The 12,020-nt window shown below is 42.5% G+C and carries 7 protein-coding genes; 3 read left to right on the forward strand and 4 right to left on the reverse strand.

The annotated features are described in order from the left end of the window. Positions 1–19: 19 nt before the first annotated feature. From WAZ74_RS02445 to WAZ74_RS02455, 3 genes are all read right to left on the reverse strand, one after another. Positions 20–955: a D-2-hydroxyacid dehydrogenase gene (locus tag WAZ74_RS02445; RefSeq protein ID WP_422305436.1), complete on the reverse strand. Its 936-nt coding sequence runs from the start codon at positions 953–955 to the stop codon at positions 20–22. A gap of 316 nt (positions 956–1,271) precedes the next feature. Then, positions 1,272–2,228, reverse strand: a complete 957-nt coding sequence (locus tag WAZ74_RS02450; protein ID WP_422305438.1) for a response regulator — start codon at positions 2,226–2,228, stop codon at positions 1,272–1,274. 144 nt (positions 2,229–2,372) lie between these two features. Further along, a complete protein-coding gene (locus WAZ74_RS02455; RefSeq protein WP_422305440.1) occupies positions 2,373–4,685 on the reverse strand; it encodes a sensor histidine kinase in 2,313 nt (770 codons plus the stop codon). Positions 4,686–5,298: 613 nt separating this feature from the next. On the opposite strand from WAZ74_RS02455, the gene rapA reads away from it, so the two are divergent. Continuing rightward, entirely contained in the window at positions 5,299–8,187 is a 2,889-nt protein-coding gene (rapA, locus tag WAZ74_RS02460) for an RNA polymerase-associated protein RapA (protein ID WP_422305442.1), read from the forward strand. A 267-nt stretch (positions 8,188–8,454) separates the two neighbouring features. Further along, positions 8,455–9,357 (forward strand): acyl-CoA thioesterase, encoded by a 903-nt coding sequence (locus WAZ74_RS02465; protein WP_422305444.1) that lies wholly within the window; start codon positions 8,455–8,457, stop codon positions 9,355–9,357. A 272-nt stretch (positions 9,358–9,629) separates the two neighbouring features. Here the strand turns inward: WAZ74_RS02465 and mutY are convergent, their stop codons facing one another. Continuing rightward, positions 9,630–10,898: an A/G-specific adenine glycosylase gene (gene mutY, locus WAZ74_RS02470; RefSeq protein ID WP_422305446.1), complete on the reverse strand. Its 1,269-nt coding sequence runs from the start codon at positions 10,896–10,898 to the stop codon at positions 9,630–9,632. A gap of 378 nt (positions 10,899–11,276) precedes the next feature. On the opposite strand from mutY, the gene WAZ74_RS02475 reads away from it, so the two are divergent. After that, positions 11,277–11,792: a GlcG/HbpS family heme-binding protein gene (locus WAZ74_RS02475; protein WP_422305448.1), complete on the forward strand. Its 516-nt coding sequence runs from the start codon at positions 11,277–11,279 to the stop codon at positions 11,790–11,792. Positions 11,793–12,020: the final 228 nt, after the last annotated feature.

Raw genomic sequence — 12,020 nt, forward strand, 5'->3', positions numbered from 1 at the left:
TCTAGGTATTAATTGCTTTCTAAGCCTTATTAATAAAGTCAGTGACTTGTTTGCTGAGCATTTGCCATAAAGTTTCTTGCGCGCTTTTACTGCCCCATGCATTGTGCGGACTAAATATCACGCGCGGATGATCGCCAAGCGCAAGTAAAGGATCATTAGCAGCGATGGGCTCTTGCTCAAAGACATCACTACCATAGCCTAAAATCTGCTCATTATTAATGGCATCAGCCAGTGCTTTACTATCGACGATACCACCGCGCGCAACGTTGATTAGCAGTAATTTTTTGCTCATTTTTGCCAGTGTGTCTTTATTAATTAAATGCTTGGTATCATCGTTTAAAGGGCAATGTAAGCTAATCACATCAGCACGAGCAAGTACTTCATCAAAAGCCGTATAATCATCATTACGCGGCGCACACCCTTGACGCTCCGCCCATAGTACCGTCATGCCAAAAGCACGCGCGATTTCAGTGACGCGTTTACCAATGGTGCCGATACCAATAATACCCAGCGTTTTATCCTCTAAATCGATTAGTGGTGTATCAAGCAAACAAAAATTACCATCCTCTACCCACGTACCGTCGATGACTTTATTATGATAATGTAAGCCTGCACGCATCGCATTTAACATCAGCATAAAGGTATGTTCTGGAACGCTTTTTACTGCGTAACCAGCAACGTTATAAAGGGCGATCCCATGCTCAATACAAGCATCTTGGTCGACGTTGTTCATGCCAGTGGCGGTCAGTTGAATGAGCTTCAACTTGGGTAGATTAGCAATCACATCAGCACTGATCTGCACTTTATTGGTAATAATAATATCTGCATGTTGACAGCGCTCAATAATCAGCGCTTGAGGCGTATCATCGTAGGTAATGTAATCAGTGACACCAGCTGGTGCTGATAGTTCGACGTTATCAGAAAACGTACCTTTATCTAAAAAAACTGCTTGCATGATGATTCCTTATCTCATTGTTATAGTAAATAGGCTTTGGTTATTATCGGCTTAATGTAGCACGTTGCAGTATTTAGTCAAAAGTATAGTGAGTGAAAAGTAATATCGATACATCACGCACTGCTAATATCAATTTTCCTTGCTTGCTGTGCCTGCGCAGACAGAGGCTACGAAAAATTGATATCAGCAATACCGTAGCGTTTTTAGGGTATTTTAACTATACGTCAAAAAGCACGTCAAGAACTACAAAGCAAAAAACCTCTACTTCAGTTTTGAAATAGAGGTTTTATTTTATGGAACAATAAGCTTTTACTGCTTATAAAGAAAAACGTTTGCGCAATTTACCAATCAGACTACGTACGCGGCTGCTTAAATCAATACGCACATCGTTTTCAGGATCATGTTCTACTTCATAACGTTTGACCAATTCAGGGCTGGCTTTGAGTTTTGCATGATGTTGAAATGCACGATTGACGCTAATCTCGAGTAGGCTAGCTCGCATCGGCTTCGGTAAGCAGCGATAGACCTGACCTTTATTAATCAAATCAATCAGCAAGCCAGCGTCTTGGAATTCAGTTTGTACCAAAACCACTAAATGCGGCGCATCTTGCTTTAAGGTAAAGATAATCGGTGCGATATTTTCGCCGCTGACATTGATGTCAGTGATACATACGCCGATATCTTCGTTCGCCAAATAATCATAAGCCTCTTCTAAGCCTGTGGCATGCAGGACTCTATAACTGTTAGAGAATTGCTTGCGTATTTGCTCAATCAGCTCGTCAGTCTCATCGATGACCAATAGCGTTTGCTTATTACCTGAGCTGTCGAATTGCTCGGCGTCTTCCTCTGGATTATAAGTCAAGGCGATTTCGGTGGCGCGACCGACCACGGCGAGCAGCTCTTCAGATTTGCAAGGCTTGGTCAGATAACGATAAATCTCACCATCATTAATAGAGCCAATAATCGCATTTAAATCTGCATAACCAGTCAATAAAATCCGCATGGTAGACGGCGACACTTCTTTCACTTCGCGTAGGATATCAACACCAACACGCTCAGGCATACGCTGGTCACTGACCGCGACATGTACATGGTTGTTTTTGATATAGTCAATATATTCAGTGGGATCGGTGGTGATAAAAACGTCATGCGTTTTACGAAACAGTAGTTTCATAGAACGTAAAATGCGTTGTTCATCATCAATAAACGCCAGCTTTGGTTTAGATTCAGTATTTAGCTCAGCTGTACTGATTTCATCTTCAAACTCATTCATGATTATATCCTTATGTTGAATCATATCTTGTGTGCATAATAAGTGCGTCATGGCTTTCAGTTGTCATTCGATAGCCATCATTTAATAGAGGTATTTAATTAACTGAAAACTCACCATTAAAAGACAACATAATCCATTGACTACTTACGCACTCAAGCTCTTTTCCGTTAAATCGTTATCAATCGGTAGCGTTAAGGTAAATGTGGTGCCAACGCCTTCAGTCGATACAGCTTTAATATCACCATTATGCTGCTCCATAATCTGCTGACTGATTGCCATCCCAAGACCAGTACCTTCGCCCGCGCCTTTAGTGGTGAAAAACGGCTCGAATATTTGACCAAGCACTTCTGCGCTCATACCTTTACCATTATCAATCACATCAATATAGACATTGCTGTCATCAGCACGAGTACGCACTTCGATTTTGCCATCAGGTTTTTCTCCCATAGCTTGCGAGGCATTGTTTAACAAATTGACCAATACTTGATTGATTTGCGATGGTGAGCACTTAATTTCAGGCGTTGGTGCAAAATCAGTGACAATCTCTTGATGTCTGATAGAGTTGCCAGCGATTTTAAGTGAGGCTTCGATACATTCACGCACATCAATGGTCTTCACTTTTGATTCATCGAGACGGGCAAAGTTGCGTAAGTTTAGCACCATCTCAGTGATTTGCTCGACCCCAAAGAGTGAATCTTTAATCAGCTCTTTCAGCTCAACTGATAGATCATCTTCTTGGATTTCATCAGAAGCGCGGACAATATCTGCTAATAGCTTGTCAATTTTACCATCAGATGCCGCCTCAGACTTGATACCTTTCAAGCCTTGTACCAATCCAATCAGCTCTTCGTATTGCTCAGTTAACTGACCGATAATCTCAAGGTTGTTTTGCACATAAGACAATGGCGTGTTTACTTCATGTGCGACGCCTGCCACCATTTGTCCTAACGTTGCCATTTTCTCTGAACGTATCAATTGTAGCTGTGAGTTTTTCAGCTCTTTTAGCGTATCTTGCAGCTCAGCGGTACGTTCTTCAACTTTAATCTCTAGCTGTTGATTGATATTGGCAAGTTTACCTTCGTTAGATTGAATACGATCTAATAGGTCATTAATAGAGCCGTTGACCAGTCCAATCTCATTGCGACCTTTAGCGAATTTAACGTCGCTCAGCTTATTATATTGCTTATTATTAATCAGATTCTCTGCTTGAGAGATTTTATCAGTGGTCTCTTTCAAAGGTTTGAATGCTAAGAAAGTTAGCATAAAGTAAATAACCCCAGCCGTTAATAACAAGGCTAAAGCAATCCAGTTAACCAAGTTTTCACTCAGATTATCCGCAATGGCGTTAATCTCGTCGTCAGGTTGTACGACGATAAGCTTCCAGTAAGTCTCAGGAATTTCAAACACATACGCTTGGCTACCGTTATAGTAACTGTCTTTCGCCAACTCAAAGCTTTGTAACAAGCGGCTGTCCATCGCATTTTGCTTATTTTCGCCGTTATTTAAGTAAGCAGCGTAGTTCACCAAATAGTAACCTTTACCAGTACCCGTTTCTGCTTTATCCAGCGTGGTTAATACTTGCTGCACTTGCGGCGAAACGCTGGCGGCGACTTGCTCGATAGTCTCTTGACGTTGCACATCTAGGAAATCAAGCACCGGTTGCCACGCTGGATCTGAGTTGATAACTTGTTTGATATCAAGCGGCGTGCCAGTTTCTTCATCAATATAGCTTAAGCGTTCAGGGTTAGACGAGGCGATAACCTTATCACTATTATCCAGCAATAGAATATAACCTGAGCCCGAGCTTTCACTTAGCTTAACGATGTTTTCTTGTAACTGGTTAAGGGTAAAGTTAACCGTACTGGCACCCCAAAATTGGTTGTCACGTTCAATAGCGACACCGCAGCTCATTGCAAGCTCGCCTTTGGTTTGGCTGGCACGTACGTGGTTCCAAATACAGCTGTCAGGTTTGAGCAGTTTTAGGACGCTAAACCAATCTTCTTGATAATAAGGATTGGCAGGATTTGGATCGCTTAGTACCGCTTGATATTCACCATTTTGGCGTACCATCAAAAACGGATGCGTTGTGGTATTCGCTCCAAGCGCACCGTTATCAGGCCAAATACCGCCACTACCTAATAAGTTATAATCGCGCTTATCAAAAGCATTGGCAGTACTGGCTTGTAAAATATTTTCTTGTGTTGGTAAAGTTTGCGCACTTTGCTGCAATAACAACGCACTACGCATCACCCGATTGATATCGGCAGAGATACTATTCACTGCCGTATTACCGCGCTCAGCGACCAGTTTTGCTGACTCAAGGCGAATTTTTTCATAACCTTCTTTGTCAACCACATAAACAACGACCGCGAGTACGACCGCAAAAGCAATAAATAGAATGGTAGTGACTTGGGTACTAACTTGATTGAAAAAGCCGACTTTTTTGGCGTCACTCATGATGGTGTTTGTCCTTGGGAATAAGTAGCACAAAGAAGATGGCCAATGGGATTTATTGGTCACAATCGTTCGTGGGGTTGTGCTTAATTAAAACGGTTTATAAATCATTGGTAATAAACGTAAACGACAAAAAGTATTTATATAACTTAAAATAATGATTAAAAATTAAATACATAACTTAATGGACTATAACAAGAAATAATAGGCCTATAACTGCTGATAAAAATTGATAACGGCTGTTAGGTTTATATAGGTAATAGATGAGTCAGTGTCTAGATAATTCAGATTGATCAGATAATTTTGCAAATAGAAAGCAATGTTCTATTGCATTTTTTAACAATACAGCAACAATTTTATAATAACAATATTTTTTCCTTACTTACGAGTCGTTATCTTATTGTTTTATATAACCAACTTGTGCGTAGCTTTGCCATAATCTTGCATGAATCTGCTCTTGAAAAGTTAACTTAACGCACTCATCTAGTCGCTAACGTTATATAATGGTCTGCTTTATCGATTGACCTAGCTTATCAACGTTACTGAGCTAGCAAGCATAGCTCGTATCTTAAGCTACCTACTTTCTTATCATCTGAGTACAAAAAGACATCGCCCTATGACTATCTCTATCGCTTCATTGCACAGCACCGAATTCGCCGTTGGTCAACGCTATTTATCTGATACGGAGTCCGAGCTGGGCTTAGGTGTGGTCATCGATGTCGACGACCGATGTGTGCATATTTTATTTCCGCAAAGTGAAGAGACACGCGTTTATGCAAAAAACTCTGCGCCCCTATCGCGCGTGGTGTTCAAAGTCGGTGATAGCATCTCTGATCAGGCAGGTAAAACTTATACGGTAAGCGCCGTTGAAGAAGTCATGGGCGTGCTCAAATACACTGTTGATGGCCATGAAAAAGCCATCATGGAAACCCGTCTTGCTGCCAATATCACCCTAGCGAAACCGCTTGAGCGTCTGCTGGCTGGTCGTATTGAACGTAGTGACTGGTACGATTTGCGTCAAGATATTCTACGTATGCAGTCAGCGCTCGCTGGTCATCCACTCAAAGGTTTAATGGGTGCGCGTGTCGATATTATTGAGCATCAGCTCTATATCGCTCATGAAGTTGGCAAACGTATCGCACCGCGTGTATTGCTTGCCGACGAAGTTGGTTTAGGTAAGACGATCGAAGCGGGTTTGATTATTCATCAGCAGCTATTGACTGGCAAAGCGGAACGCGTGCTTATTCTGGTACCAGACAGTCTGCAATATCAGTGGATGATTGAGTTACGTCGTCGTTTTAACCTAAACTTTGCCTTATTTGATTTGGTGCGTACTGCGGCGATTAAAGAACACGACCCTGAGCAAAACGTTTTTAACACTGAGCAATGTATCATCGCTGGTATGGACTTATTGCTTGACCATCCTGACTTGTATGATCAAGCGATGGACGCAGGGTTTGATTTATTGGTCGTCGATGAGGCGCATCATCTGCACTGGGATGAAGCGCAAGGCGGCAATGATAAGTATGACCTCATTGCAGACTTTGCCGAAGAAACGGCAGGAGTCATGCTATTGACAGCGACACCTGAGCAGCTTGGCGCACAAAGTCACTTTGCGCGTTTGCGCTTATTAGATCCCGCTCGTTTTGATGATTTAGATGAATTTATCGATGGACAAGAAGCTTTTGCGGAAACGGCGTCAGTCGCAAGCGTATTGATAGAAGACAAGCCATTAAGCGAAGGACAAATCGCAGCATTAAGCAGTCTGCTGACGATTAGTGTTGATGAATTAGCAACGATTAATGAAGACGAAAAACTGCGGACGTATGCGCTCAATGAGCTACTAGATCGCCATGGTACGGGACGTATTTTATTCCGTAATACCCGCGAGAGTGTTAAAGGATTTTACGGACGTAGTAGCCAGCCGTATCCATTGCCATTACCTGAAGCATGGATAGATAGCTACCAGACCACTGGTAAATTGCGTGAGCAGCTATGGGGTGAAGAAAACCAACCTGATGGCGGCTGGTTAGAAGATGACCCACGTGTGCCTTGGTTAATAAATATTTTAAAGAGCGAGCTTAAGCACAAGAAAGTACTGTTAATTGCTCGTAGTGGCGCGACGGTTGAGAGTTTAGAGGCGGTATTACGCTTACATGCGGGTATTAAGACCGCTATCTTTACTGAGCAAATGACCTTGCTTGAGCGCGACCAAGCGGCAGCGTTTTTTGCTGATAGTGAAGGGGCGCAGATATTATTGTGCTCGGAGATTGGCTCGGAAGGTCGTAATTTTCAGTTTGCTAGCCAGCTGATATTATGGGATTTACCCGCCAACCCAGATACGTTAGAGCAGCGTATCGGTCGTCTAGATCGTATCGGACAAACGCAGCAAATTATGTTGCATGTGCCTTATGTACAAGGCACAGCACAAGAGCGCCTGTATCACTGGTATAGCAGTGCGCTAAACATGTTTAATCAGATTTCTCCGACGGCGCAAAGTGTGCAAGAGCAATATATCCAAGAACTGAAACCGATGCTTGAGGGTGCAGATACCAACGAAAATCGTACCATTCTTAAAAGTGTGATCGAAGACGCGTTACAGACGCGATTGGGACTTGAGGAACAGCTCCAAGCAGGTCGCGACCGTTTACTAGAGTATAATTCGTGCCGCCCACGTGTCGCTGGGCGTATCGCTGATGCCATGCGTGATTTCGATGGTCACAATCTATTACCGCAGTTTATTGAGCGCTTTTTTGCTTCAGCCAATATTGAGCATAGTATCCAACGTGATGGCTCGTGGGTGATAGCACCGATTGATAGCACTGAAATTAGTGACTATATCGATGGTCTGCCACTTGGCGATGAAGACGGTATGACGTTGACTTTCGAGCGTGAGCAAGCGCTGCAGCGTGAAGATATCGAATTTATCACTCATGAGCATCCGCTGATGCGTGCGATTTATGAGCTGGCGAGTACCAGCACCTTTGGTAATACCACGGTAGCGATGCTAAAAAGTACCGCCGTGCCACAAGGTATGGTATTACTAGAAGTCAATTTCCGTGTAGAAGCGATTGCGCCAAGGTTGCTTAATTTACCAGCGACTTTGACCACGCAAAATATTCGTGTCTTTATTAGTGAGCAGGGCAGTGATTTGTCAGCCCGTATCAGCGCCGATATGATTATGCCGCATATTGAGCGCTTAGACAAAAACCGTGCGCGCCAAGTGATTAAAGTACGTGGCGATGTGATTGAGCAGCGTTATTATGAAGCCGAAGACATTGCGCGTCAGCAGTTGGCTGAGATTGGTGAGCAAGCAAGTGCGCGTTTTAGCCAACAGTGGTCGCGTGAAATCAAACGTCTAAAACATCTGCAAACCATCAACCCTAACGTACGTCCAGAAGAGATTGAGCGCTTAGAGCAGCTGCAAGCTCAAGGCGAGCAAGCGCTAGGCAGCCTATCACTCGTACCAGATTCTATTCGTGTACTCGTGGCAGTGAAACCATAAATACAAAATAATGGTAAAAGCGAGGTGTCATTAAACATCTCGTTTTGACGCGTTAAGCTTTATAATGAGTTATTAGTAATCGTTTTATTGCTTGTTATTATTATTGTTACTTATACCAAGTTATTGCTCATCCTAAAATTTCTCTTGTAAATTACTGCAATTGATTTCATATTATTTTAAATTAAAACGCCATATATGCTTAAGCCATATCGTATCGATACCGTTTGGCGCAAAGCGTTATTGATAAAAATAAGGAAATGTATCGTCATGTCTGATTATTCGCAACTGATAGATGAGTTACTTGCCACTGTGGCGCTCATCGAAGTCAGCCCTGATGTGTTTGAAGGTAAAAGCCATGACTATGTTGGTGCCCGTATTTTCGGTGGGCAAGTGCTCGCGCAAGCGATCATGGCGGCAGCGCATACGCTTGATGAAGACAAGCCTTGCCATTCATTGCATGGCTATTTTTTACGCGGTGGTGATATCAATCAGCCGGTGATTTATCAAGTGCGTCGCTTACGTGATGGTCGCAGTCTGTCTGCGCGTGAAGTGACCGCCATTCAATATAAGCAAGTACGCGGTAAGCCGCCCGTTGAGCAAGTGATATTTTCGATGATTGCGTCTTTTTCGCCAATGGAAGAAGGCTTAGAGTATCAAGAAGACATGCCGGTCTATCCACCGCCTGAAGATTTATTGGCTGAGCAAGATTTAAAAGAAGAGTATGTGGGTAAAGTTCCAGATGCACTTAAAGCGCGCTTTATGCGTCGCCGTCATATCGAGATTAAACCCGTTAAGCCGCGTGATCCGATTCATCCAGAACCGATGAAACCTAAGCAAGCGAACTGGCTGCGTATTCGTGAACTGGGTAATCAGCCGCTTGCCATCCAGCAGGCATTATTGGCATTCTCATCTGACTTTTATCTGGTGGGTACGGGGCTAATGTCACACGGTATTAGCTTTATGACCAGTGGCTTGCAAGCTGCTAGTATTGACCATTCGATGCATTTTCATCGTCACTTTGACTTAAATGATTGGCTTTTATATGACATGTGGAGTGATACGACATCCAATGCGATGGGACTTAATCACGGTCAGTTTTGGCAAGATGGTAAGCTGGTAGCGACTGTGCAACAAGAAGGCTTAATGCGTTTGCGTGTACCAAAATCCTAAATTGCTATCCTATTATATATAAATAAAAAGCGCCTCAAAATATATTCTGAGTCGCTTTTTTATTGTTTATGAGGTGGTTTTTTAAGAGATTGGCTTGTATAAACCATTCAATATAAAATAACTAAGTTTAAAATAACGTTCTGCTCGGATAAATTTTCCTCGCTTGCTGTACGCTTCACGCTCCAGAGGCTTCGCAAAATTTATCCAAGCAGCATCGTATTATTTCCAAATTCAATCGACTATATAGTTGGCTTAAACAGCTAACTCACTCATTATTCTAAAATCTTAACCATCGCTCTTGGCAATCCTAATTTTGATTGAGCATCTTCAGTGTTTAACCAATTAATATTAATTTCTGCTGACTGTAAAGCATCGGTTATCTCTTGTGCTTGCTTAGTATTTAAAGTGACTAATTGCGGTGTTAGATACCAATGAAAATGGGTTAATGAATGTTTAATCGGCGCGTCATCGAGTAATGTGTTGCTGACTGACTTTGCTATTAATTGATTCTTGTCCAACCACTCATTGATAATCTGCTCAGCCGTGGTAAATTCTGCTTCGTATACTTTTTCATTACTAGCTACTTTTAAAGGCTTCTCGTCAGAAGCATCTGTTTGTTTAGGAGCAGTTTTACCCTTAATATTGCCACTAGTTTTTTCTATAAACTCTAGCGGCAAACTCCACAGTCCACCCCAAATGCCATTATCTGGACGCTGTAGCCAGAGTATTTCACCATCTACATTTTTAATAAGTAGCGCATTGCTAAACTTACTTGGTTTAGGCTGCTTTTTTGCCTTGACCGGATAGTCCGTTTCACGCCCTTGTGCATGGGCTAAGCAATCGTCTTGTAGCGGACATAGTAGACAAGCAGGCTTACTGCGAGTACATAAGGTTGCGCCCATATCCATCATGGCTTGCGCAAACAATCCTGATTGCTCTCTAGGGGTTAAGCGCTCTGCCAATGCCCACAGCTCTTTAGTCGTCGCCGACTTAGTGATATCGCCATCGATTGCTGCCCAGCGTGTGAGTACACGTTTGACGTTGCCATCACAGATGACGCCGTAACGGTGCAAGCCCATCGCCATAATCGCGCCAGCGGTCGAAGGACCAACGCCAGGAATCGCTTCCCAACCTGCTAGGGTTATGGGATATTCACCAGTCGCATCGATCACTTCAACCAACTGCTTAGCGCCTTTATGCAAATTACGCGCGCGCGCATAATAACCCATACCCGCCCAATGCTCAGCGATGGTGTCCCACTCCGCTGCGGCTAAATCCTGTACGGTCGGAAACGACGCCATAAAACGCGCAAAGTAGGGCAGCACTGTCGTTACCTGCGTTTGCTGGAGCATAACTTCTGATAGCCAAACGATATAAGGATTGGGCGTATCGGTTTGGTGCTGTTGCCAAGATAAATCGTGGCGACCGTTTTCGGCAAACCAAGCGAGTAGGCGTGGGGCAAGCGAATCAAGCGATTCAGTGCTATGGTGAAAGTCATCGTCTAGTATTTTAGGATTTAAATTAGCGGTAAGCTGAGTCATATCATCAATTTTTTTGGCATATTAGTGCATGAATTATAACCGATTTTTGAGAGAGATTAGTTGGTAGCATTGTTGTGTGATGTTTAAGAGCATAACCAAGTAAACATATTTTTGGCCATAATTCTTGAGGAATGAAAACTTTAGAGTTGCAAATCTATAAAGTAAATCTTACAAAATTAACTCAATATTTTAGATAAACTAACTTATTATTACTGTGTCTTTTGCAAAATTATGGTTCTTGTTCTACCTAGAACTGCAAAAGAAAATTTGAGTGAAAGATAACTCATTGTCTGCTTTCATCAAATAAGCTCATTAAATCTTACCAAGCATTATTTTAAATAAATGCTCACATGTATAAATAATACCTTAGGACTCTTTATGAAGTTAATTTCAAATTACTTATCGAAAGCATTATTAGCACTAGCAGTCGTTGGCTGCTCAGCCAACGTTTTAGCCGCCAAACCAAGTCTAGTATTACAACAACCTAATGTGTCTTTAGAGTTGGCCAATGAGTTAATTGACGCCACGATGGCCGCTTGTAAGGCAAAAGGTAAATCAGCAGTAGTAGCAGTTGTCGATCGCGGTGGCAATTTAATCGCTCTACAACGTGGTGATAATGTAGGGCCACATAATACCGATGCTGCTGTTCGTAAAGCATTTACCGCATTATCTACCAAGACACCGTCAAGAACCTTATCTGATAATGCGCGTGCGAACCCAGATTCAAATAATTTAAATACTGTCAGTGATTTATTACTACTTGGTGGTGGTGTGCCATTGAAATTTGGTAACGATGTGATCGGTGCTATTGCGGCAGGGGGTGCAGGTGGTGCAGTACAAGATGAAGCTTGTGCGCTTGAAGGCATTGAAAAAGTCATGCCTAAGCAGAAGTAGTTGAAGGCTTAGATATCATCGAAGAACTTCGAATATCGCTAGCAGTAGACATAAAAAAAGCCCTTAGGGGCTTTTTTTATTAGCTCTGAAATAACTTTAAATAATTAAAATTATAAGCAAAACAGCTTCCGATTTATTTCCGATTCTTCCGCGTTTTTAATCGACGCAAGCGTTTCTCTTCTTCTTTAGAGATTCTTTTTTCTTCTGCCGCGATGCGTTGCTTAGCGA

Origin of the sequence: Psychrobacter sp., assembly GCF_049295055.1 — a bacterium.
GTDB lineage: Bacteria > Pseudomonadota > Gammaproteobacteria > Pseudomonadales > Moraxellaceae > Psychrobacter.